The sequence below is a fragment of the Methanoculleus sp. UBA303 genome (assembly GCA_002501655.1).
Classification (GTDB): Archaea; Halobacteriota; Methanomicrobia; order Methanomicrobiales; family Methanoculleaceae; genus Methanoculleus.
In genome coordinates, this window is the sequence record DANY01000009.1 from 41,571 (window position 1) to 63,910 (window position 22,340).

The window sequence follows — 22,340 nt, forward strand, 5'->3', positions numbered from 1 at the left end:
GTTTGACTATTGACAGACCACCGAGCGACAAAGTCCACACCTTTTTTGGATGCTTCCTGGGCGCCTGGCAATCCTGACGGATGGGGATGCACAGACTTTCAACGATCAATGTGATGCTCGTTGTAAAGGCAGGATCCCGGAAGAGGGCGGACAGGTGGCGGAGATGCTGCTGGCGCACGAGATTGATGTGATCCTTGTGCGTCATTCGCTCTCGGGGAGAGCGGCCGGCTACGCGCTTGAGGCAGCGGGGGTTGAGATGAGGATGACCTCCGCGGCAACGCTTGCGGAAGTGATCGGGCATGTGGTCGGCCGTCACGGCATCAAAGTGAGAGTCACCCGGTGAGTCCGTGTAGATCCGGTGATACGTCAGCCGGGTGAGATTGGGGGAGGATGATTTCGTCATGGTTTCCCTCGATGCGATCTGCAGTTTGGGACGACCTTCCCGATAGGACCACAGGCCAACTATGGATGAATAAATATTGCGGCAGACCTCCAGCCATATCGGGCCCGACCGATGAGGCGACCCGCTCCCTTAGGTTACTCTGTCATCGTCCTATCGCCAGGTTGATTATGAGCGCCGCACCGGTCAGGGCCATGACCCGCACAATCACCCATCCGAGAACGTTGCTCGCTCTTGAGTTGACGAACCGGCCCATGATATCCTCCCTGTTCGCACTTCTGGTGACCAGCGCCATCAGTGGCGGCGCGGACAGGCCGTTCAGCGCTGCTGCATAGTAGAGTGCTGTGATCGGGCTGATCCCGAGCAGGTCGAGGGACATGCCGACCAGTGCGGATAGGGCGATCACCACGTAGAACCCCGGAGCCCGGCCGGGTTTCTTGCCGAGCCCCTCTCTCAGCCCGGCTGTCTCGGCTACGGCATAAGCCGACGCACCGGCCAGCACCGGGACTGCGAGGAGACCCGTGCCGATGATACCGGCTGCGAAGAGCAGGTAGGAGAAGGTCACCGGCCAGCGGCCGCAGGGCCTCAGCTGCCTGTGATGCGGTCTGGATGGTGGTGATCCCGCTGGCATGCAGGGTGGCGGCTGTGGTGACGATGATGAAGAACATGATAATCTGGGAGAAGAACATCCCTATGACCGTGTCCCGGTTCATCTTAACGATACCCCGCCTCGTCACGCAAGGTCTCCTGGCGCCCATGTCGGGGATCCGGCCGTCGGCAACCTCTTCTTCGACTTCCTCGGACGCCTGCCAGAAGAACAGGTACGGGGAGATCGTCGTGCCCAGGATTGCGACGATGTTGAGCAGGAAGGCAGCCGAGATCTCGATGTGCGGGATCAGCGTGGCGTAAAGAACCTCATCCCAGTCCAGCCGGACAACGAAGGCAGCGAGAACGTACGTGAAGAGGGTCAGCGCCAGGTACTTGAGGATTCTTGAGTAAATTTTGTAGGGGACGAGGACCTCGAGGGCGATGGTGGACCCCGTGATGAGAACCAGCCAGAAGAGGAACGGCAACCCCAGGAGCATCTGCGCCGAGGAGGCCATTGCTCCGAGATCCGCGCCGATGTTGATCGTGTTCACGACCACGAGCGATGAGACCGTTACATACAGCACCGGCTTAGGATAGTTATCGAGGATAACGCCGGCCAGCCCTTTCCCTGTCACCATGCCGATCCGGCCGCACATCTGCTGGATGACGATCATGAACGGAGAGGTGAACCAGACGAGCCAGAGCTGGCTGTACCCAAAGATTGCGCCTGTCTGCGCGTAGGTCGCGACACCGGAGGGATCGTCATCGGCCGCACCGGTGATAAAGCCGGGACCGACTTTTCCGAGCAGCTTTTTCAGGTCTTTCAGGAGCACTGCGCTCCTGTTTCCCCGATATTGCTGCGCCGGCGGCGATGCGGGTTGCGGCGATTGCGCCATGGTTTCCTGTGATGATCACTGACTATGGGAGATGATATGAGCAATCACCTGGGGTTCTTTGCATATATGTTGTTATGTCGATGGTTCCTCCGTGCTTCGTCCAGAACAAGTGATCCCCGCGATATCGTGGGATCAAGGAAACTTCTATATGCCTATGGTTATACACAGGCTCGCTCGGGAACACTCACTCATCTGTTGAAGTGTTTGGGGAGGTTGTTATGTTCGTCAATATCGTGGAGTTTCCGCCGATCAAGAATGGGAAGGATGCTGAATTTAGGGAGTGGTTTAAGGAGTCCAATGCGGCTTTTATGAAGCATGACGGGTTTATTTCACGAAGACTCCTGATCTCGGATAAGGGATCGTACGCGGCGATCGTCGAGCACCGGAGTAAGGACACGTTCATGAAGATGCATACGAGCAAGGAGCATGAGATTCTGCGTGCGAAAGGCGACCTCCTGATGGACGGAAATCCGAAACCACATTTCTACGACGTTGTCGACCTGTAACTTGCATGAAATGACGTCTGCGGAAGTTTAACGACGCGGTACTAAATGTGAGGGTTGTAGAAACCGTAGATGCTTATTTCCCCGAATAACAGTGTGAGGGGAGGGGACTTGAGCCTCTTTGAGACAAGATTGTAACTACAGGATAATCAGTCATTAGAGATCTTGTTTTCCTGCGTGGCTTGTGATTATATGCTCCTGCTGGTTATGGTCTCTCCCATCGCCGCGTATGGGCCGATGTGGCGTTCAGGTATGAAAAGCACGTCTATGCTGATCCCACAGAAGAACACTTGAAATACATCCTTAATCCCGCACATATCAACGGCGCCTGTGAGGATGAGCAGATCGTCTACGTAGTCAGGTGTACCGTTGACCTCAGACCCGGCAAACGGCCTGAACTAAACGTTCTACGCGGTTGAACCCTCGTGTATTACTCTTATCTATGTGTGGGTTAATTGAGATTCATGGCGCAAGAGGAGCTCCCGAGGGATCAAGGGACTGATACTGCAAATGATGAGGTGGGGAATATCGATGTAGAAGAAGATCTTGATGAATTGTCGATGACCAGAGTTTTGTACGAGGATTATGGGAACGAAGTGATTAAATTTTCAGAGTTGTTTGACTACTATTGTAGGACCGAAGAGGATCCCAAAGAAGGGGAGTATTTTGCCCTTTGTAATCTCTGTATTCATTTGTCTCCGCTTTTTTCAAATGAAGATATCCCATGGTTCATAGGAGGAGGGACTGACTATTTTGAAGCATGCAAAACGCTGGGGATCCCCCCCGATTCACCGAAACCCTTTCAGAAGCATTATCGTGTCATAGTCGACGACTATGATCTGGATGAAGATATGTTAATCCTTTACCTGCTTCGATAATTTTTAGGTAGGGCCTGCCTCTCCATCATGGATGGCATCCAGGATCTCGAATTTCTGGTATGTCGAAGCGTCATGACCGTAGATGAGGGATGATCACCCGGACAACCTTCATCTTCCTCGGAATCCCACAGAGATATCAACGAACCCTCTGTCCCTCGGGTTCCGGGAAGCAGTATGCATCACCACAAAAACATCATCCTCATCGGCATGCCCGGTGCAGGGAAGAGCACCGTGGGCGTCATCCTGGCAAAATCCCTCGGGATGCAGTTCATCGATACGGATATCCTGATCCAGGAGCGGACCGGGAGGATGCTCCAGGAGATCCTTGACAAGGACGGGCCTGATGTGTTCAAGTGGATCGAAGAAGAGACGATCCTCTCGCTTCATCCCTGCCGTGCAGTGATTGCGACGGGCGGCAGCGTGGTGTGCAGCGGGGCTGCGATGGCACACCTGAAGTCGGCAGGGGCGGTCGTATACCTGGAGATCGCGTACGAGGAGATGAAAAAGCGGCTCAAGAACATCACGACCCGGGGGATTGTCCTCCTTCCGGGCCAGAGCCTCCGGGGGATGTACGACGAGCGTGCGCCGCTCTACGAGAAGTATGCCGATCTCACCATCGCGTGTTCGGGTGAGGGTCTTGAGTCTGTGGTCGGGGACGTGATCGAAGCGCTGTGAAGAGTCCGGATGGCGCCCGGATTCCGGTCAGTTTGTGTACGACGTCAGAACAGGAATTGGCCGAGATTGTCTCGTTTCAACGCAAAAGCCGTTAAGGATGGGCTCGTCGTGATTCGAACACGAGATCTTCGCCGTGTGAAGGCGACGTCATAACCAGCTAGACCACGAGCCCCATGCATCGACCGGGAATTGAACCCGGGCTATTGGCTTGGAAGGCCAAAGTCATACCACTAGACCATCGATGCGTACTGGTACGTCTATACATTTCTGGCGCTATGAGTTATTAAGATATCCCTGACCACGGGGCCCCCGCCCACCGCCGCGGAACCCGGCGCCTGCTCCCTGCAGCCCCCCGGCCGGTCTGACGGTAGTCCGCCCGGCAGCCTGCGGCACGCCGGGCGGTTGGTTCACCTGGCCACCCTGGGTGCTGCAGGCGTGAGCGGGGGCGTCCCGTTCGCCGCGGTGCCGGCGGACCGGTTGCCCGCCTCCTCCGATACCGTCAGGACGAACGCCCCCCGGTCCTCAAGGGGCGAGACGACGACGACCACCTCCCCGTCCCGGTTGACGACCTTCTCCATCCAGAAGCCCCGGTCGTTCGTGTACGAAACCTGGGCCGGGTCGCGTGTTTCTACCTCGTAGTAGGCGGCGGACCAGGGCAGGAGTTCCTTCCGGGGGAACGAGTGCGATAACCCGGTCTCTGTGCTGAGGTTGACCCACCCGGCCCTCTGCGGGTGTCGGGTGAGGTTGATCCCGGCATACCCAAATGGTGGATCAGCCCCGTCTGCATCGAGGTAATTGGCGACCACCCAGCGTTTGAAGACGTCCTCAAACGACTCTGCAAACCCGTACCCCGCAAGCGTCGTGGTGACCCCCTGCATCCCAGGGAGCTCGTTTGCCACGAGGTTCTTCAGGAACACCTCGTGGCCGGGATACCCCGAACGATCTCCGTAGTTCTCCGCAAGGTAGAGGATCCAGAGAAAGCTTGCCCCGTAGTGCGCTCCGGTTGTCTTGTCATCCGAACTGTCCCACTGGTTATCAGTCACCATGAGGGAGGTGCCGGGGAGACGGGTGAAGAATTGGACGATTTTCTGGTTCTGGGTGCCGAAGCAGAGGAGTTCCGCATACCCGCTGCATCCTTCATTGATCCACTTCCTCTCGTGGGCGTCGTGGGAGTGATGGACGAGGTGCTGGTACTCGTGAGCGAGTGTTGACTTCTTCTCGGTCCCCCGCTGGTCGATATCCAGGAAGACGACGTCTATCTTGTTTTTAGCGTTTCCATCAAAATATCCTAATGTGGTAGCACTCGTACTGTTGTAAAGGCTGTCGTCACGGATGTCGAGCAGCACGATGTACACCCTGGGGTCCCTGTCGACGCCCGTCTCGTTGCCGAACGTCGCCGTAACCATGGGATATATGATATGATCGAAGGCGTTCATGAGATCCGTAGCCTCCCTCTGTGCAGGAGGCCAGCCTTCCTCGACAAAAACGTAGCAGTGCTCTCCGATCGCTACACACGTTGCGTTGATGGTGTAGTCCTCGTCCGTCGCAAAATTGGTGCAGATGAACATCTTCCGGTCGCCGGGCGTATGGTTATGCGCCACTCGCATTTCCCCACGACTCTCGTTCACCACATACGGGGACGGATCATCTTGGTCCCCCCCGTGGACCGCACGGGTGAGGGGAACTCCGTCAGGCCATACAGTATCGTCCGGATCAGGCGCCTGTTTGCTCCCGGATACGGTTCCAGCCAGACAGAGTACCAGAATACAGGTTATGACTATCGTCCATCTCCTGACGCCGCTCATCCCGCATCACCACCCTCAGCCGTTCTACCCATCGTACCGCTCAAAAAGATACGGATCTCCCTCTCCTCCAGCATACCGTTGCGGGGCCCGGGTCCGCCTACCCCTGCCCGGCCCGGTACGCCATCTTCCTCCTGCCGCCCCGCGGCGGGGATTTCCGGGAAGGCTGGCGGCGGGTTGCCGAACCCTCCCGAAAAATCCCGGGAAGGCTTCCGGCTCAGGCGCCCTCCCGGGCTGGAAGACCTGTCATACCCCATCGCCGGCAGAGCCCTCTGCTCACGGAGCGCCTCCAGAGGCCCCCGCTCCTAGCTACCACCGGATGCAAAGAGGTGAGGGTGGCAGCCGTGTGCCGTCCCCGGACAGGCGCGGGCCGCCGCAACCGATGATGCCGGGGTCACCACTACCCCGCCGTGGGCATGGTCGGCATCGGTGTCACCACCGCTGGTGCGGTCGGCCCTGAAGTCTCCACTGTGGGGGTCGTCGGCGGCAGTACCACCCCCGTGGGCATGGTCGGCTCCGGAGTCACCACCGCTGGTGTGGTCGGCGCCGGCCCCTCTACTGGCAGGCCAAGGACCTTATCGATGATATGGACGACGCCGTTACTGGCACTGATGTCCGGGACGATGATCATGGCGTTGTTGACGTTGAGAACGCTGCCGTTCGCGGAGACCGTCAGGTTCTCCCCGGCAAGGGTGCTGAGCGTCGTTGTATTCCCGCCCTGCGTCATGTTCAGGAGATCTGCGGTCGTATAACTACCGTTGACCACGTGGGCGGAGAGAACCCGCGTCCGCTCGTTTTGATCGACGAAGATCCTGGAGAAGGCTTCGCGCGACAGATTGCAAAACGCATCGTTGCCCGGCGCAAAGACCGTATACGGCCCGCCGCTCTGTAGCGTGGTCACCAGATCTGTTGCGTTGAGCACGACCGCAAAGAATGACAGGTTATCGTTCGCGGCGATCACATCGATGAGACTCTTCCCCTCAACGGGTCCTGGTGTGGTCGGCCCCACTACTACCGGTCCCGGTGTGGTCGGACCTACTACTACCGGTCCTGGTGCGGTCGGTCCTACTACTACCGGTCCTGGTGTGGTCGGTCCCGGAGTCACGTTGGCTTTGCCGTGCGTGACCTTGATCGACAGCCCTGCAACGGCCCGGTCCCAGAAATGTTCCTGCTGGGAGTCGAAATCCGTGAGATCGCAGTAGATGAGCCAGATGGTTTCACCATTGGATACGGAGTACTTCCACATATCCCCGCTTGCGATGATGTAGGTTCCATTGTCATAGAACGCATACCAGTGCCGGTTTTCCTGGTCACCATAGTCGTTGATGTTTTCGATCATCAACATGTTTCTGGTCTTGTAAAGGTATGTCGAGTAATTCAACGCCCCTGCCCTCGCTACTGCATCCAGTGCACCGATCGGCGTATCTCTCTTCGCCTGAATGGGGCTATCGAGGTTGACGGGCTGGATTGTAAAAGCCTCAGCCGGATCGATGGTGATGTCATACCTCCCTATGACCTCCATGCTCTCTGGAAGTTCACCTACGAGGTCATCCCCCTGCGCGAACACTACTGTCGCGGGGCTCACCTTCCGGGCATCGCCCAAAGAAAGGAGCTGCGACAGATCCTCCGCCACCGGGGTCGCGAGGACGGGACCGGCCAGGGTGAGGATGCACATAACGGCAAGGATACTCCAGACTCTTCTTAAAGTCATTTTAATCACCTGTTTCTGCCGGACCCGGGTGCTCATGACTGGGGCCGGGTCGTGATGAGGACAACGGTGGGAACGGGTTTTATCTCCCGGGCAGCACCGACGTGGCACGCAAGGCCGCTTCGCCGGATCTCCGGGGGTGTTCGGGGTCATGCCGTGACTGACAGAGCGGGCACCTCTTGGTAAAAAGATGATATATATTTATCTTAAAATAAAATTATGGAGTCCATCAATGCGGCAATCGACTGTTAAATCCCCTGGATTCCGGTATGCGGCTCTCTCCCGGCAGCACGGCGTGAGGGTGAGCACCACTACAAGGAGGGTCGCCGGTACGGGCGGAGATGAACAGGACGGGGCGGGTACCGGTAAAGGTGGCGCCACCCGGAGGTATGGGAACGAAAACCCCACAGTTTCTCTGCAACGGGAGTTGGTCTCAAAAAAAGATGGGTTTTCTACGGTTCCGGGGGCCGTTATAGTTCACGGCGCCCCGGCCGCCAGGTCCTCAAGGGCGGCCACACGCTTCTCGAGCGACGGGTGCGTGGAGAAGAGCTCCATCAGGGTGTTCCCGGAGAGCGCCGGTATGATGAAGAAGGCGTTTGCGCCCTCCACTTCCCGTTTCTTCTCAGCGGGGATGTAATCCATCCGCCCGCTGATCTTCTGGAGCGCCGATATCAGCGCCTGGGGGTTGTTTGTCAGGGCAGCGCTGCCCCGATCCGCAGCAAACTCCCGGTAGCGGGAGAGAGCACGGGTGAGCAGGGTGCTCACCAGCCAGACGACGATCGAGACGACGTAGACCAGGATCAGCGCGCCCATGTTGTTGTTGTCGCGGTTGCCGAAGAGCCCCATGAAGATCCAGTTCCGCATGATCAGGAAGGCGAGCATCGATATGAAACTCGCCATCGTCAGGGTCAGCATATCCCGGTTCTTCACATGCGACATCTCATGGGCGAGCACCGCCTCAAGCTCAGCAGGGGTGAGCATCCGCATGATCGAGTCGGTCACCGCCACGACGGCATGGCTCGGGCCTCTCCCGGTCGCAAACGCGTTCGGCACCGGCGAGGGCATGACCCCGATCTTCGGCTTCGGGAGGTCTGCAGCGGTGGCAAGACGCTCGATCATCCGGTGCAGTTCCGGGTACTCGTCCTCTTCGACGATCCGGGTGCCGGTGCTCCAGAGCACCAGTTTATCGGAGAAGAAATACTGGAGGAACGCCATCCCGGCAGCCACCAGCAGGAGGAACTCAAAGGGGAATCCGAGGGCGTAGAGGACGCCCAGAAAGATCAGGTAGACTATGAGGAGCAGGAACGACGTTAAAAGCATCCTCATCGTGAGACCGAAGTCGCGCGTCCACTTCATGACAGAGATCTATTGGACTGGATGCTATTAAGATATATGCCGGACTCTCTCCGGGCGCTCACATCTGAACCGGTCTCCGGCGTATCCGGCACCACGCGCCAGTGCTCTTATCTCGTTGAGGCGATATAATATTGATTGGATGACACTCAACGAAGTGACCATCAGCAGGGCTATCCTCGAGGAGCAGCACAGGACATTCATCGATTACCTCGATATGGACGCCGCCGTCATCGGCGGCGGGCCGTCGGGGCTCGCCTGTGCAGCGCTCCTCGGCGAGAGGGGTGCTCGGTGCGCACTCATCGAGAAGAAACTCAGTGTCGGCGGCGGCATGTGGGGCGGCGGGATGATGTTTCCCCGGATCGTCGTCCAGGAAGAAGCACGGCGGCTCCTCGACCGGTTCGGGATCGCCTACCGGGAGTTCGAGCCGGGCTACTACGTCGCAAAATCGGTTGAAGCGGTCTCCAAACTCACCGCGGCAGCCTGCGATGCCGGTGTCGAGTTCTTCAACCTCACCACCGTCGAGGACGTCATGGTCAGGGGCGACGGCAGGGTCGGCGGTCTCGTCATCAACTGGACGCCGGTCGATATGGCCGGGCTGCACGTCGACCCGCTCACCGTGGCCTGCACCTGCACCGTCGACGCGACCGGCCACGACGCCATGGTCGCCCGCATGATCGAGCGGAAAGGCGGCAGACTTCAGGTCAGGGGCGAGAGTTTCATGTGGGCCGAACGTGCCGAGTCACAGATCCTCGATCACACAAAAGAAGTCTTCCCTGGCCTCTTCGTCACCGGGATGGCGGCAAACGCCGTTGCCGGGGAGTGCCGTATGGGACCGATCTTTGGCGGGATGCTCCTCTCCGGGGAGCGGGCCGCTGAACTGGTCGCAGAGAGGCTGGGCCGTTGACACTTCAGAACTATTTTTACCGCCCGGGCAGTTACCAATAGGTATGGAAGAGATCGATCCGGAGTCCCTGGCCGATGTCGCATACGGGATCTTTGAGACCTTCCTCAACCGCGAACTCCGTGCCCGGGGTCCGCACCTGTTTGAACTTGTCGAGCAGGGAACCGATTTTGAAGTCGATCTCCGCGAGACCTTCGGGCGGTTCCGGGAGGATTACCCCGTGCTCGCCGAGGCGCTCCTCCGGCGGTTCGGGGATATCAACGCGATCTACGGGCTTATCAGGACTGGCGAGGGCGTCCTGCCCTCGAGGACGACGCAGATGTACTGGATCGTCCAGGATGCTCCGGGGCCTCTCGCGCGAGGCCTCGATGATGAGCGGGTAGGAAAATGGCTCATCTTCGTCCCCGTGGGCGAGGTGGATGCAGCGTGGAAGAAGGTCCGGGACGAGACGGCGAGAGGAATGCTCGGGATATCCGCAAAAGTCAGCACCGCGAGGCCGAACCCGGACTCACGCGACGAGCGGGCGGTCATCTACGTCTACACCCGGGACTGGGCTGACGAGGCGGACGTGATGCGGGTCCGCGAACGGCTTCGCGACATCGGTTTTGTGGAGCGGATCGGCTACAAGCGTAACATCGAGACCTATCGGGGCGAGTACAGCGAAGAGGGCAGACGGGTCACCTATTACAGTGCCTGAAGGACGGGCTGCTCCCGCTCCCTGCTCTACCCCACAACACCTGAAAAAGAGTATACCGGCTCCCGGCCCCGTTTGTGACCGGGGGCCGCACCCGGGTGGATGTATAACGCGCGAGCGCTGCAACGGCGTTACGCCTTCCGTTCCTTGGACTTGGGCCGGAGTTCATCCGAGCCGCACTTGCGGCAGCGGGTTGCACGGATTGCGTTCCGGGCGTTGCACTTCATACAGACCTTTACATTGAGCAGACGTGCTTCAGCTTCGGGAAATCTTGCCATGTTGAAAACACCACTTGTCAGATGCATACTATTCGTTCTTGCTACTATTAACAGTTCTGTCACGCGGTGCGCTCCTGCTCGATCCATGCACGGAACGCCTCGAGTGCCCGTGCCCGGTGCGATATCCGGCTCTTCTCGACGAGCGGTATCTCGGCGAGCGTCCGCCCTTCGTATGCGAAGATCGGGTCGTAGCCGAACCCATCAGTCCCCCGGGGGGCGACGATCGTCCCCGGCAGGACTCCCCTGAAGATCCGGATACCGTCTTCTCGGGCGAACGCGATCGCTGTCTCGAAGTGGGCGTCCCGGTTCTCCACGCCCTCCATGAGTTTCAGAACCCCAGCGTTCCCGATGGTGTCCTGGACGTAGGCCGCGTATGGCCCCGGAAACCCCCGGAGCGCGTCGATGAAGAAGGCTGTGTCGTCGACGATCAGCGGGCGAGATAGCGTCTGATAGGCGAACTCCGCCTTTCCTCGTGCTATCTCCCCGACGTTGGCGTGGCGGAACTCCGGGCACGCGAGCGGAACATGCTCGACCTCAAGCACCCCTGCGAAGTATGCAGCCACCTCCCGCGCCTTGTTGGCGTTGCTCGTCACCACCGCGAGCCTCACAGGTAGCGCCCCCGCAGTTCTACCTCATGCTCGCGGGAGAGGACCTCTCCTGCCCCGGGGAACGCGCCCGCATACCCCTCGATGAAAGCCTCCTTCAACTCCTCGAAGTTCTCCGTGGTGCTCTCGAGCGTCTGGAAGAAGACGTGGAGGTCGACTCCCCGGCTCTCGATCTCCGATGACGTGGACGCAAGTCCGAAGTCGATCAGGACACACTGGCCGTCGCGGATGATCATGTTGCTCGTCGTCAGGTCGCCGTGGACGATCCCCGCCCCATGCAGCCTCCCAACCGCCTCGCCCGCGAGGCCGATCGTCTCCGGTGTGGTGACGTATTTCAGCACCTCACCTCTGGCCCTCTCCATGACGATTGTATCAGCGGTAATATCCCTGATCACCGGGGTGGGGACCCCCGCCCGCCGGGCCGCCGCGATCAGGCGGGCCTCAGCCCGGGTCCGCTCCGTGATCAGTCGCCGGTCGAGGACCGGATCCCGGTAACGCTTGCTCGTCCGGCGCTTGACCACATCGTCCTCGCGGATCTCCACGACCGCCTCCGCACCCCGGGCGACACCTCCATCGTCGCGCCCGGCAGCAAAGATCTCGCCGGGCTCGGCCCGCCAGGTAACCTCCACCTCGTCCGCCCGGTAGCCCGGCCGGATCTGCGACTCCTCGATGGGGAGCGTGATGTTGTGCTCCAACATGATCTTTCCCGTATAGGCGATCATCGCACCGTTGTCGCCGAGGTACGTCCGCTCCGGGACGGCGAACGACGCTCCCCGGTCCTCGCACATCATCCGGAGCATCTCCTGCAGCCGCGCATTTGCGCCGACCCCACCGACGAGCAGGACCTCATCCTTGCCGGCATGCGCGAGCGCCCGCTCCGTCACCTCGACACACATGGCAAACGCGGTCTCCTGCAGGCTAAAGCAGACATCCTCGAGCGCCGCCGTGCTCTCCTGGGCGGCGCTGACGAGCCCGGAGAAGGCGAGGTCCATCCCCTTCACCGTGTATGGGAACTCGATGTAGTTCCCCTGCCGCGCAAGTCTCTCGATGATCGGGCCGCCCGGATGCGGGAGATCGTGGCTCCGGGCGAACTTGTCGAGTGCGTTCCCGAGCCCGATGTCCAGTGTCTCACCGAAGATCCGGTAGCGGCCGTTTAAGTAGCCGAGCACCTGCGTGTTGGCGCCGCTCGCGTAGAGGACGATCGGGTCGTGAAATCCAGTTGCCCACCTCCCGATCTCAACGTGCGCCACGCAGTGGTTGACACCGACGAGCGGCACGCCAAGGGCAATCGAGAGGGCTCGTGCAGCGGTCGCCACCGTCCGAAGGGAGGGACCGAGGCCGGGTCCCTGGGAGAAGGCGACTGCCCGGATCCGTTCCGGTTCAGTGAGCACCCGGGATATGACTTCCTTCATCACCGAGGCGTGGTGCTGCGCGGCCTCTCGCGGGTGGATTCCTCCCTTTGGCGGGACGTAGGGCGACGAGTGGAGGGCGACCAGGTCTTCCCCGAAGAGGGCGGCACTGAGGTTCCACGCTGTTCCCTCAAGTCCCAGCACCAGCCCGTCCTCAGGTATCATATTCGGCATGAAACAGATGTCGCTCCGTTGTGTTGTGAAAAAGGCCGGCCGCGGCCGGGGCCTGCAGACGGGAGCAGGTGAACTGCGGCCGTGATCGTATTTGGTATCTGGGTGAGGATTACTTCCGGAACTCGGTGTAGCCGCACTTGCCGCAGGCCGCCCGGTCCTTGTGCTCGGCCATCAGCACGCCGGGGCCGCACCGGGGACAGTGCCGCTTCTGCAGGACTACCTTGTCGCCCTTGACCTCGTAGCACTCGTGTCTCTTGACCTTGGTTGATTCCTGCTTCTTGGCTGCCATTCTTACGCCTCGCTCTCGGCCTTCGGCTCGCCGCGCTTGAGGAGATACTCCCGTTCGGTCGACTTTTTGCTCTCCTCGTCGTCGTAGATCCGGGCACGGCCGGCGACTTCCATCTTTCCGAACCGGGTCCGCTCAAGGTCCAGTACAACGAGATTCTCATTCTTATTCAGCATCGCGGCGAGCTTCTCCTGAATGCTCTTCCGCGAGGGTGTCGGGCCGTCAAAGGTGAGCGTAAACGCAAGCTCCCTCCGGTTCAACACCTCGTTCCTCACGTCACGGGTAATTTCGAAGTCCATCGATATCCCTAAAATATTGTTGGCGGATTTATTTATACTCTGGGATGGAGCGCTGGCGCGGGTTTCGCCTCACTCCTCACTCACGCACAAAAACTCTCAGCATAGACGCGGCCTCTCGCTTCGCCGACGCATCAACGAGCCGGAGGACAGCTCCTTCTCCCGGCTGCCCATAGAGTATGGCAGCACCGTGTGGCGCGGCGAGGACGAGCGGGATGACCGCAAGATCCTCCTCGCCGTCGACGAAGATCACTCCCGGGGGGTCCCGGACCATCTCGTCGATTGCATCCACGAGTTCGTCGGTGATCGTGCCGGGGGCGTTCTTCGCTGTTACCCTTCTCTCCTGGAGCAGGGGCGAATGGGTGCAGGGTAAGCGCATCGTGTAGCCGTCGATGATGGCGATATCCGGGACGATCCCCGCATCCAGGAGATTGTGGGTCACCACATCGCCGACGGTGTAGACCGCACGGCCTTCGAGTTGGGGAAGGAGTTCCCTGATGTCCCTGTAGAGGGTGCCGAACGGTTTTTTGAAGAGATCCCGATGCGCTTCGGGAAGCCTGAGCATCAACGGACCTTCAGCGCATATCGGCCGGGCAGGGTGATATTCATCTTCTTCGCGATATCCGAATGCTCGGGATCGATGATCACCACATATCCTGCCCAGTCTTCGCTCAGGTTAGTCGTGCCGCAGATCACGCAGGCCTCTCCTTCGACGACCCGGTGACACTCGCGGCAGACCTTGACCAGCTTCTTGCGCACGACCATTATGCAGCTCCTTTCTGTTTCTCCTGTTCAAGTTCCTCTTCCAGCCAGACCGTGGTCCCGAGGCCCGACTGCCGCATGGTGAGGCCGATCTTGCTCTCCCGGGGCTCGCGCTCATTCAGCGAGAGCGCAACAACCCGGGCTCGGATGCCGTCGCCGACAGCAATATACCGTTTCGAGTCCTGGCAGATCAGCCTGCCGTTCTTCTCGTCGTAGTTGATATATTCATCCGATATCTGGCTCACGTGGAGCATGGCGTCGATGGGCCCGAGGCTGACGAACGCGCCGAAACTCGTCGTCTCCACCACCTCCCCCTCGATCACTTCCTGGAGTGCCAGGCGAAGCACCGCCGCCTCGAACCTGACATCGTAGTAGACGGCACCGTCCCCGGGGATCAGCTCCCCCTCACCGACATTGAGGATCTTCGTAACCGCAATGAATATGCCGATCTCCTTTGCGATGCTGCCTTCCAGCTGTTCCTGCAATACATTGAGAATAACCTTCTCCAGGTCTTCCCCAAGGCGGTGGGGCGGAACCCGCACCTTGTCCTCCAGCGTCATCTTGTAATACATGGTTTCACTATCCCCTCATCAGCTCCAATGTTCTCTGTCTTCGCATCGAAACGACGTCAATTTCCTCACGAAGGAGAGCGTTCCGGAGTTCTCGATCGTTCGTCACCACAGTGCACCTTTCCCGCCGGGCGTACTCGATCACCCGGTCGTCCACGCGATCGGCGGCACTTCCGCTCGGCACGATCGTCGAGCGCAGGGCCAGCGCGAGGCCCACACGGGCGGCAGCTGCATCGCGGCCGCGGCCCCGGGTGAGCCCGCGTAACTCACCGACCACCTCTTCCAGCGTGACCGGCTCGAAGTCCCCAAAGAGATTCATAAGCTCGTCGTACAGGTCAATCCCGAACTGGGCCGGCATTAAGAGGGCGTTCGTGTCGAGGAGTACCTTCACTCGACCAGAATACCCATGCCGATCAGCCGCCATCGCCCGCCGACCTGCCTGCTGATAGCGATCCGTGCGCCGACCTCCGCACAGACCGCACGCTTCAGCTGGACCTCCACCTGGTTCTTCTTCGCGTTCGTGATCACGCCGACGGTGACGGCGGTGCCGACCGAGAGCATCAGCGGCTCCTTATGTTTGAGCGGCTCAATGATCTGCTCGCTGTCTGCACCAACCACCCGGTCCATGAGCGTGACGTCGAACTTCAGCCGATCCCAGACGGGTGGGAGTCTCCCCACGAGTCCGGCCACCTGCCCGGCGAGGGCGTCACTCTTTGTCAGTGCCGGATCGAGTTTCGTCGCGACGCCGAGGAGACCTCCGGGCGCCGCCTCGGTCACCCTGGTTTTACCGGCGTTGATGGAGGTGATCTTCGTCTCGACCGGCTCCCACTTCATCCGGTTCTCCACCTGCACCTGCCGGCCGGGCCGGATCTCGATGTCGTCACCCTCATGCAGGACACCGCGAATGAGCGAGCCGCCGATGACGCCGCCTTTCACGTCCCGCCAGCTGCAGCCGGGTTTGTTGATGTCAAACGACCGTGCGACGAGCAGCACCGGGTCGATCTCCGGGTTGCGGGCAGGCTCCGGTATGACCGCGTCGAGAGTCTGGATCAGGGCGCCGATATTGACTCCCTTCTGCGCGGAGACCGGAATGATCGGTGCGTTCTCGGCAATGGTGCCTTTGATGAACCGTTTGATCTGCTTATAGTGCTCAAGCGCCTCGGCCTGGGTGACCACGTCGATCTTGTTCTGGACGATGACGATCTTTCTGATGCCGATCAGCTCGAGTGCCATCAGGTGCTCCTTGGTCTGAGGCTGCGGGCATGCCTCGTTTGCAGCGATAACGAGCATTGCGCCGTCCATCAGCGCGGAACCAGAGAGCATCGTTGCCATCAGCGTCTCGTGGCCGGGGGCATCAACGAACGAGACCGTCCGGAACGGAACCGCCTTTCCTCCGCATTTTGGGCATTCGGGTTGGGGAGAATAGGCCTGTGCTCCCTCGCACCTCTCGCACTTGTAAAATGTTGTATCCGCGTAGCCGAGCCGGATGGAGATGCCGCGCTTGATCTCCTCGCTGTGCCTGTCAGTCCAGGTACCGGTCAGCGCGCTGACCAGGGTGGTCTTGCCGTGATCGACATGACCCACGAGCCCAATATTGACGCCGGGAATGAATGCATCTCGCAAAAGTTTTCGAACCTCCTTATCCAATATAGAGTGACACTACTTATACATAATCAGTAGTGATTACTTTTCTGCTCCCTGTCGTAGTAGCATAGCGCATCCGGGTTACCTCCGTATGCTACTGCTCGTGTGGCATACGAAGTATGAAAATGCATCATGATGTTAGCGAGAATTTATACCCCATGAATAGAGATATGGGAGCTGATCATAGTATGTCAGGTGATACCGAACTTTCACGTATCGGGATCTCTTTACCCAAGAACCTTCTCGATAAATTCGACGAGATCCTGAGCCTCCGGGGGTACTCCTCCCGTTCCGAAGGGATACGGGATTCGATACGGAGTTACATCACCCACTATCAGTGGATATCCGATGTAAAAGGAGAGCGTCAGGGCGTCATTACCATGGTCTATGAGCATGACCAGCGTGGGCTGCTTCAGACGCTCACCGAGATCCAGCACCAGTATGCTCATATCATCCAGGCATCCCTCCACTCGCACGTGACCCATAACAAGTGCCTTGAGGTGATCCTGATCCGCGGGGATGGTGCGGTGCTGAAGGATATTACGGAACGGCTGATGGCACAGAAAGGTGTCGAGGCGGTGAAACTTACCACCATACCGATCGAGGGTTAACTTCGGTATGAAGGGGGTGGAGCGAGGGGATAGTTCACCCGCCGCCTTCACAGCTCTGATCGGTCGCTTTCTCCCACACCCCTTCCAGCTGCTCTTTAAGTTCTTTGTGTTCTTTGAGGTAGTCCTCCAGGGAGCGCTCCTCTCTCTCCACGTGCTCGGTCGTGCGGTCGGCGCCGACGAGTTCGTCCACCCGGTAGTAGAGTCCGGTGCTGTCGAGTTCGGCGTACTTCCATCCGTCGATCTCCTCGACCCGCAGGACCTTTCCGGTCGTGCCGGTGCGGGGATATCGGACGACTGCGCCCACGACCACGTCATCCGTGCTCATACGTGGTAGGTACATCTGCAATACTATTAAGGTATCACCTCCAAGGGATCTTGAATGGCAATCACGATTCACCCGGTAGAGAAACTGTATTTTGACGGAACGCACCGCTCCCGTTCTCCCGAGGAGACCCGTGCCGCCGTAGAGCCGTTGATGGCGGAGATCGGTGTTGTGGAGATTATCGACGTGACCCCTCTCGACCGTCTCGGGATCCCCGTCTTCTCGGCGGTTCGGCCGGGAGCGGCCCGGGGGGCGGTTCGCGTCCATGCTGGAAAGGGAAAGGAACCCGTCCATGCCCGGGTCTCGGCGATGATGGAGGCGCTCGAGCGTTACTGCGCTGAGTACCGGGGCGACCGGATGGAGTATGCCACCTACGAGGAGATCGGCCCGGGGCGGGCGGTGCACCCCGAAGACCTGATCCTCCCGCGAAGACTTGAGCAGGGGGAGAAAGTCCACTGGACGGCGGCGTGGGATATTCTGAACGATGAGGAGGTCTACGTCCCGAGTAACGCCGTCTTCCACCCGTATGACTCGCTCGGCATGACCATACCCCTCTTCCGGAGTGACTCGAACGGGCTCGCATCAGGAAACGTCATCGAGGAGGCGATCCTGCACGCCCTCTTCGAGGTGATCGAGCGGGATGCGCTCAGCCTCGCCGACCAGAAGCGCGACCTCGGGCGCCGCCTCACAATCGGGAGCGACTGCGCCGCCCGGCAGGTCCTCGACCGGTTTGAGGAGAACGGTATCGATATCCACCTCTGGCTGCTCTCCGGGAAGACCGGCATCCCCACCGTCGCTGCCGCTGCGGACGACACCGTCACGAAGGACCCGGCGATGATCGTCATCGGATCGGGGACGCACACCTCCCCCGAGATCGCGGCGCTCCGTGCCCTGACCGAGGTCGCCCAGAGCCGCGGGAGTTACCTCCAGGGCGGCCGCACCGATCCCCGGCGGGAACTGGTCATCAGGAAGGCGGGATACGACCGGCTGAAGCGGATCAACCGGATGTGGTTTGCCGACGGAGAAACCGTCGATATCGGGGATGTTCCCGACGCGAGCACCCCGCGGTTCGACCTCGACATACGTCGGGTGCTCGATGAGGTCAGTCCTTATACGGACCGGGTCTGCGTCTGCGACCTCTCAAGGACCCCGGTGCCGGTGGTGCGGGTCATCCTCCCCGGGTTTGAGGTCTCCTACATGGATCCGGACCGGCGGCAGGCCACGCAGGGGTGATATGGGCGGGGCCGGGAAGGCCTCCCCTCCGCGCCTTGCACCTGCGGTGCTCATGCTCCTGCCCTTCGGCCAGTCGCGCTCAGCAGAACCGGACCTTCTTTAAGATGTCGACAACCCTCTTCGTGGTTCGGTGCAGGGGGTTCTCTGCAGGCAAAGACCGCTTCCCCGAGAGGGCACCAAATATCGCGGCGATCGCCTTCCCGTGCGACGGGCCGTAACCCCCCTCGAGGGTCAGGGCGAGAGGGAGGTCCGTGCCGTCGATCAGCATACCGGTGAGCACGCCGTAGTCCTCGGGCTCAAGGTTCATCTGCCCGTGCGCGTCGTCGGAGAGGGCGTCCTGTCCGGCCGAGACGATCAGGACGTCGGGTCGGAACCGGGCGAGCGCCGGGACGAAGACCTCGCGAAAGACGTAGCAGTAATCGGCGATGGTGGACCCCGCCGCAAGCGGGGCGTTGAGAGTGTAGCCCCGGCCAGCACCGGTGCCGATCTCATCCACCCACCCGGTCTTCGGGAAACTGTCGGCCTCGTGCACCGAGCAGAAGAGCACCCGATCGCTCCCGTAAAAAGCCGTCTGCGTGCCGTTGCCGTGGTGCAGGTCCCAGTCGAGGATCGCCACCCGGTCAACCGACAGAAGTGCTTTCGCCGCCGCGATGGCGGCATTATTAAAGATGCAGAACCCCATCGCCCGGTCGGGCTCAGCATGGTGGCCCGGAGGGCGGACCAGGGCAAACAGGTGCTCGCCGTCGAGTGTGCGCTCCACCGCTGCAGAGGTTGATCCGGCTGCATAGGACGCCGCCTCGAACGAGTGGCAGGTGACGTAGGTATTCGGATCTAAAAAACAGGTTCCTCGTGCTATCTCCTGCACCCACCGGATGTACTGGGGACGGTGGACCCGCTCCAGGTCTCTCTCGGTAGCCCGAACCGGGGCATGCCACCTTATGTTATCGGGGACCCCGGAGAGGGCCCCCCGTAACCGGGAGCCCGACTCGGGGTGAGCCTCCATATCGTGCCTGGTAAAGATGTCACCGTAGATGACTGAAGACCGCATTCTCGTTCAGTTGATTGTGCGTCCCTGCAGGATATCCCCATCGGTTACGTCGAACGTCCGGTCGGTACCTGCGATCCGGTATGGTCCCGTCGTCTTCACTTCGCCCGACCATCCGGACGTCGCATACGGGACAGTGAATGTACCGTTCACGCTCTCCTGCCGGTAGATGAACGCCCGGCCGGTGTTCGTCGTGACCGGCACCTCGATGATCCCGTCGCCCTTGATGCGGGCCCCCGGGACGTACTCGAATATCTTGACGGATTTTAGGTCAGGCCCACTCAAGCCGACATTGAAGATGTTCTTGGGTGTCTCATGGACGAGCCGGTAGTGCTGGAGCGCCGGCACCCGCTCGACCGGATGGAGGAGCGAGTCTCCCCGGTACTGGTAGTACATGTTCAGGAGCGTCGCGTGAGACCCGGCCGGCGCGCTCTTGTTGTAGGCCTCCACCGCCGCCGCGGCGGCCGTGGCGTTCATCTGCTCGGTGCGCGTGATGACCGGGAGGGAGGTGTTCGCCGTGCCCGCGTCACGGTACTCGGCGTAGATCACCTGCGACGCCGGGTCGGTCATGGACCCGTCGAAGTTATGGAGACGGGAGACCATCGTCAGGTAGTACTGCTGGTTGTAGAACGGTACCGCCTGGTAACTCGTCGAGCCCACGCTCACGGGCATAAAGAATTCCGGCTCAAACCGGGCTCTCCCAACATCCGGATCGGCCCACGTCGCCGGCGCGTGGAATTTACTGGTGTCGAGTTCGATGTCGGTGACGACGTAGCGGGTGCCGATGTTGTCGAGGATCCGGTTTGCCTTCTCCTCGGAGGTCGAGACGAAGTAGGTCGCGGAGCCGTTCGGCCCGGCAACCCCGTGCTGGAAGGGGTTGTTGTTCGGGATCCGCTTTGAGACAAAGGTAATCCAGTGGCCGTAGTCCCACCAGGACATGACGCCGTAGGACCCCTCAGGGTAGGTGAAGGTGTCCTTGTCGTAGATGGCGTGGAAGTCGACCCCGGGGTCGGGCGTATTCGTGCCCATCCACTCGAGGGCCTCCATCCACTGCGAGTCGATGCCGCTGTACTTCGCACCGGCGGCATAGGCGAGGTTGGTCTGGAGTGAGGTTCCGGCGAAGATGAGCGTGACGACGACGACCGCAGCGAAGGCTCCTACCTTGATGTAGTCCGGCTGGTCTCTCGACGAGACTTTCGGTTTCCGGGTATCCGGGGCTCTTGCCCCCTTCTTTCCCTTCCGTGGCGGCTCTTCCCGCTTCCCGCCGTCTCCGGGGCCGGAGGATGCCCCGCCGCTTCCCGCCCGGAAGAGGCGCGCGACGTCCTTCCAGGTCGCGTCGAGGACCGCCCCGGCAAAGACCGCGGCGAGCAGGGCGATGTTTGCAGCAAGATAGTATTCGTAGCGGACATGTGCGGCGGTCGATGCCAGGATGACTCCCGTCCAGATAAGGACGAAGATGTGGGCCGGGTTCACCCTATCACGGTTCTGCCAGAGCAGGGCGGCAACCCCGCCGGCTGCGAGCACGAGGCCCCAGTGGAACGTTCGCCAGGCATCGTTGTACGACCAGGCCCGTGCCTCCTGGACGGTCGTGGTGACCGGCGCCTCGCCGAAGAAGGCGAAGAGGCTCGATATCAGGAGGTTGTAGATGTCCGGCAGGGCGACAAAGAGCACCGCGACGGCGACGGCAGCGAGGCCTGCAAGGGCGGCGGGGAAGTAATACTTTGGGCGCCCTTTCAGGTAGACCGAGAGCCCGTAGAGCGCGAGCGTCCCGGCGATGAGGCCGGCGTAAGCGATGACGTGCCCGACGGTGTAGCGGGAGAGGTCAAGGCCGGGGTGCGGGAAACCGATCGCTGTTATCCCGACGATCACGACGCCGAAGGTGACGGCGTTTACGAGGACCAGATAGTCGCTCGACCGGTCCTGGAAGAAGTCCAGGAGAAACTGGACCAGGGTGAACCCCGCCACGATGAGCGCGAGGAGGATCATCGTCGGCATGTTGAAGAAACCGAGGAGGTAGGCGACGCCGGCCGCGGCCGCCGTTATCACCGGCATCTTCAGGGTCTCAAGGTTCTTCCGCGAGAGCGGGCTGTCGCGTGTCGTGAGCAGCGCCGTGACGTAGGCGAGGACGAAGATCGTCGAGAAGAGGGTCTCTGCGATGTGGTGGTCGACGAAGGCGAAGAGGGAGCGGTGGGCGAAGCTCCCGGAGATGACCGCGATGAGGCCTGCCGCGATGAGGCCGGTCTTCCAGTCCGTGATCTTTCTCGCGAGCAGGTAGGTGACCGGCACCATCGCCGCGCCCATCAGCGGCGGGACCCAGGATGCCACCACCATGATCTCGGGGCGCGTCGTTGCGCCGACAAGGACACAGAGCGCCGATATGATCTGGACGAAGAGCGGTCCCCAGTAGATGACGTCGCCGGTCGGGTAGAGCGTCATGGCGTCGAACCAGGCGTAACCGGGGAAGTTCGCGACGGTCTGCTCGACCTGGCGGACACTATACCAGGGGTCGTTGCCGAGGAGGTTGACCCCATCGGGGGTCACCATATCAGACGCCGGAATATACCCCCGCGTCCAGAGCGGGAGCAGGGTGAACAGAACGATAATGCCAATGATAATATACGGTCGATACTTATCGAGATCCACGTGAGCCATCGGACCCTCCTTGCTACGTTTCTGTTTCCCCTGAACCATTAATAACATTGGCG

At 60.4% G+C, this 22,340-nt stretch carries 25 protein-coding genes, 2 tRNA genes and 1 pseudogene; 8 read left to right on the plus strand and 20 right to left on the minus strand.

All coding sequences use genetic code 11. From position 1 onward, the window contains the following. Positions 1 to 163: 163 nt before the first annotated feature. Positions 164 to 343 carry a hypothetical protein gene (locus BP846_RS02085; RefSeq protein ID WP_292392392.1) on the plus strand — a complete coding sequence of 60 codons (180 nt, stop codon included), beginning with the start codon at positions 164 to 166 and terminating at the stop codon, positions 341 to 343. A gap of 202 nt (positions 344 to 545) precedes the next feature. Here the strand turns inward: BP846_RS02085 and BP846_RS02090 are convergent, their stop codons facing one another. Continuing rightward, complete coding sequence (locus tag BP846_RS02090) at positions 546 to 965, minus strand: divalent metal cation transporter (protein WP_292392393.1); 420 nt, start codon at positions 963 to 965, stop codon at positions 546 to 548. A gap of 52 nt (positions 966 to 1,017) precedes the next feature. Then, positions 1,018 to 1,884, minus strand: a pseudogene (locus tag BP846_RS13095) (NRAMP family divalent metal transporter); the annotation flags it as partial. Between the two features lie 218 nt (positions 1,885 to 2,102). Between BP846_RS13095 and BP846_RS02100 the strand changes: the two are divergent. The 3 genes from BP846_RS02100 (at position 2,103) to BP846_RS02110 (ending at position 3,940) form a co-directional block, all read left to right on the plus strand. Beyond that, entirely contained in the window at positions 2,103 to 2,390 is a 288-nt protein-coding gene (locus BP846_RS02100; protein ID WP_292392395.1) for an antibiotic biosynthesis monooxygenase family protein, read from the plus strand. A 461-nt stretch (positions 2,391 to 2,851) separates the two neighbouring features. Further along, the gene (locus BP846_RS02105; protein WP_292392396.1) at positions 2,852 to 3,265 is read left to right on the plus strand and encodes a hypothetical protein; all 414 of its coding nucleotides are present in this window, start codon (positions 2,852 to 2,854) and stop codon (positions 3,263 to 3,265) included. A 174-nt stretch (positions 3,266 to 3,439) separates the two neighbouring features. Next, positions 3,440 to 3,940 carry a shikimate kinase gene (locus BP846_RS02110; protein ID WP_292392397.1) on the plus strand — a complete coding sequence of 167 codons (501 nt, stop codon included), beginning with the start codon at positions 3,440 to 3,442 and terminating at the stop codon, positions 3,938 to 3,940. Between the two features lie 98 nt (positions 3,941 to 4,038). Here the strand turns inward: BP846_RS02110 and BP846_RS02115 are convergent. From BP846_RS02115 to htpX, 5 genes are all read right to left on the minus strand, one after another. Next, positions 4,039 to 4,112 (minus strand) — tRNA-Val (locus tag BP846_RS02115). A gap of 2 nt (positions 4,113 to 4,114) precedes the next feature. Next, positions 4,115 to 4,185, minus strand: a tRNA-Gly gene (locus BP846_RS02120). Between the two features lie 162 nt (positions 4,186 to 4,347). Further along, positions 4,348 to 5,541: a hypothetical protein gene (locus BP846_RS02125; RefSeq protein WP_292392398.1), complete on the minus strand. Its 1,194-nt coding sequence runs from the start codon at positions 5,539 to 5,541 to the stop codon at positions 4,348 to 4,350. A gap of 601 nt (positions 5,542 to 6,142) precedes the next feature. Further along, positions 6,143 to 7,453: a fasciclin domain-containing protein gene (locus BP846_RS02130; protein ID WP_292392399.1), complete on the minus strand. Its 1,311-nt coding sequence runs from the start codon at positions 7,451 to 7,453 to the stop codon at positions 6,143 to 6,145. A 474-nt stretch (positions 7,454 to 7,927) separates the two neighbouring features. Next, on the minus strand, positions 7,928 to 8,806 hold the full coding sequence (htpX, locus tag BP846_RS02135) for a zinc metalloprotease HtpX (protein ID WP_292392400.1): 879 nt from the start codon (positions 8,804 to 8,806) through the stop codon (positions 7,928 to 7,930). A gap of 139 nt (positions 8,807 to 8,945) precedes the next feature. Here htpX and BP846_RS02140 point away from each other — a divergent pair, with 139 nt between their 5' ends. Next, a complete protein-coding gene (locus BP846_RS02140) occupies positions 8,946 to 9,710 on the plus strand; it encodes a sulfide-dependent adenosine diphosphate thiazole synthase (RefSeq protein ID WP_292392401.1) in 765 nt (254 codons plus the stop codon). A gap of 43 nt (positions 9,711 to 9,753) precedes the next feature. Further along, positions 9,754 to 10,404 (plus strand): putative phosphothreonine lyase domain-containg protein, encoded by a 651-nt coding sequence (locus BP846_RS02145; RefSeq protein WP_292392402.1) that lies wholly within the window; start codon positions 9,754 to 9,756, stop codon positions 10,402 to 10,404. Positions 10,405 to 10,532: 128 nt separating this feature from the next. On the opposite strand, the gene BP846_RS02150 is transcribed toward BP846_RS02145, so the two are convergent. The 10 genes from BP846_RS02150 to BP846_RS02195 form a co-directional block, all read right to left on the minus strand. Continuing rightward, positions 10,533 to 10,679 (minus strand): 50S ribosomal protein L40e, encoded by a 147-nt coding sequence (locus BP846_RS02150; protein WP_292392403.1) that lies wholly within the window; start codon positions 10,677 to 10,679, stop codon positions 10,533 to 10,535. 59 nt (positions 10,680 to 10,738) lie between these two features. Then, positions 10,739 to 11,287, minus strand: coding sequence for an RdgB/HAM1 family non-canonical purine NTP pyrophosphatase (gene rdgB, locus BP846_RS02155; RefSeq protein ID WP_292392404.1), 549 nt, complete (start codon positions 11,285 to 11,287; stop codon positions 10,739 to 10,741). Continuing rightward, positions 11,284 to 12,867: a bifunctional N(6)-L-threonylcarbamoyladenine synthase/serine/threonine protein kinase gene (locus tag BP846_RS02160; protein WP_292392405.1), complete on the minus strand. Its 1,584-nt coding sequence runs from the start codon at positions 12,865 to 12,867 to the stop codon at positions 11,284 to 11,286. Before BP846_RS02160 ends, rdgB begins: the two co-directional genes overlap by 4 nt. Positions 12,868 to 12,976: 109 nt before the next feature. Continuing rightward, on the minus strand, positions 12,977 to 13,156 hold the full coding sequence (locus tag BP846_RS02165; protein ID WP_292383878.1) for a 30S ribosomal protein S27ae: 180 nt from the start codon (positions 13,154 to 13,156) through the stop codon (positions 12,977 to 12,979). Between the two features lie 2 nt (positions 13,157 to 13,158). Beyond that, on the minus strand, positions 13,159 to 13,452 hold the full coding sequence (locus BP846_RS02170; protein WP_292392406.1) for a 30S ribosomal protein S24e: 294 nt from the start codon (positions 13,450 to 13,452) through the stop codon (positions 13,159 to 13,161). A gap of 76 nt (positions 13,453 to 13,528) precedes the next feature. Then, the gene (locus BP846_RS02175; protein WP_292392407.1) at positions 13,529 to 14,014 is read right to left on the minus strand and encodes a GTP-dependent dephospho-CoA kinase family protein; all 486 of its coding nucleotides are present in this window, start codon (positions 14,012 to 14,014) and stop codon (positions 13,529 to 13,531) included. Further along, a complete protein-coding gene (spt4, locus tag BP846_RS02180) occupies positions 14,014 to 14,214 on the minus strand; it encodes a transcription elongation factor subunit Spt4 (protein ID WP_292392408.1) in 201 nt (66 codons plus the stop codon). The genes BP846_RS02175 and spt4 overlap by 1 nt, the downstream gene beginning before the upstream one ends. Then, entirely contained in the window at positions 14,214 to 14,783 is a 570-nt protein-coding gene (locus tag BP846_RS02185; protein ID WP_292392409.1) for a DNA-directed RNA polymerase, read from the minus strand. The genes spt4 and BP846_RS02185 overlap by 1 nt, the downstream gene beginning before the upstream one ends. Before the next feature lie 7 nt (positions 14,784 to 14,790). Further along, entirely contained in the window at positions 14,791 to 15,204 is a 414-nt protein-coding gene (locus BP846_RS02190) for a PIN domain-containing protein (protein ID WP_292392410.1), read from the minus strand. Then, positions 15,168 to 16,403: a translation initiation factor IF-2 subunit gamma gene (locus BP846_RS02195; protein WP_292392411.1), complete on the minus strand. Its 1,236-nt coding sequence runs from the start codon at positions 16,401 to 16,403 to the stop codon at positions 15,168 to 15,170. The genes BP846_RS02190 and BP846_RS02195 overlap by 37 nt, the downstream gene beginning before the upstream one ends. A 209-nt stretch (positions 16,404 to 16,612) precedes the next feature. Here BP846_RS02195 and nikR point away from each other — a divergent pair, with 209 nt between their 5' ends. Further along, positions 16,613 to 17,035 (plus strand): nickel-responsive transcriptional regulator NikR, encoded by a 423-nt coding sequence (gene nikR, locus BP846_RS02200; protein WP_292392412.1) that lies wholly within the window; start codon positions 16,613 to 16,615, stop codon positions 17,033 to 17,035. Positions 17,036 to 17,069: 34 nt separating this feature from the next. Here the strand turns inward: nikR and BP846_RS02205 are convergent, their stop codons facing one another. Next, positions 17,070 to 17,360 carry a DUF2098 domain-containing protein gene (locus tag BP846_RS02205; protein WP_292392413.1) on the minus strand — a complete coding sequence of 97 codons (291 nt, stop codon included), beginning with the start codon at positions 17,358 to 17,360 and terminating at the stop codon, positions 17,070 to 17,072. Positions 17,361 to 17,414: 54 nt separating this feature from the next. Between BP846_RS02205 and BP846_RS02210 the strand changes: the two genes are divergently transcribed. Beyond that, positions 17,415 to 18,590, plus strand: coding sequence for a YcaO-related McrA-glycine thioamidation protein (locus BP846_RS02210; RefSeq protein ID WP_292392414.1), 1,176 nt, complete (start codon positions 17,415 to 17,417; stop codon positions 18,588 to 18,590). Between the two features lie 79 nt (positions 18,591 to 18,669). On the opposite strand, the gene BP846_RS02215 is transcribed toward BP846_RS02210, so the two are convergent. Both BP846_RS02215 and BP846_RS02220 read right to left on the minus strand, forming a co-directional pair. Beyond that, entirely contained in the window at positions 18,670 to 19,638 is a 969-nt protein-coding gene (locus tag BP846_RS02215) for a histone deacetylase family protein (RefSeq protein WP_292392415.1), read from the minus strand. A gap of 6 nt (positions 19,639 to 19,644) precedes the next feature. Then, positions 19,645 to 22,287, minus strand: coding sequence for an oligosaccharyl transferase, archaeosortase A system-associated (locus tag BP846_RS02220; protein ID WP_292392416.1), 2,643 nt, complete (start codon positions 22,285 to 22,287; stop codon positions 19,645 to 19,647). Between the last annotated feature and the right edge of the window lie 53 nt (positions 22,288 to 22,340).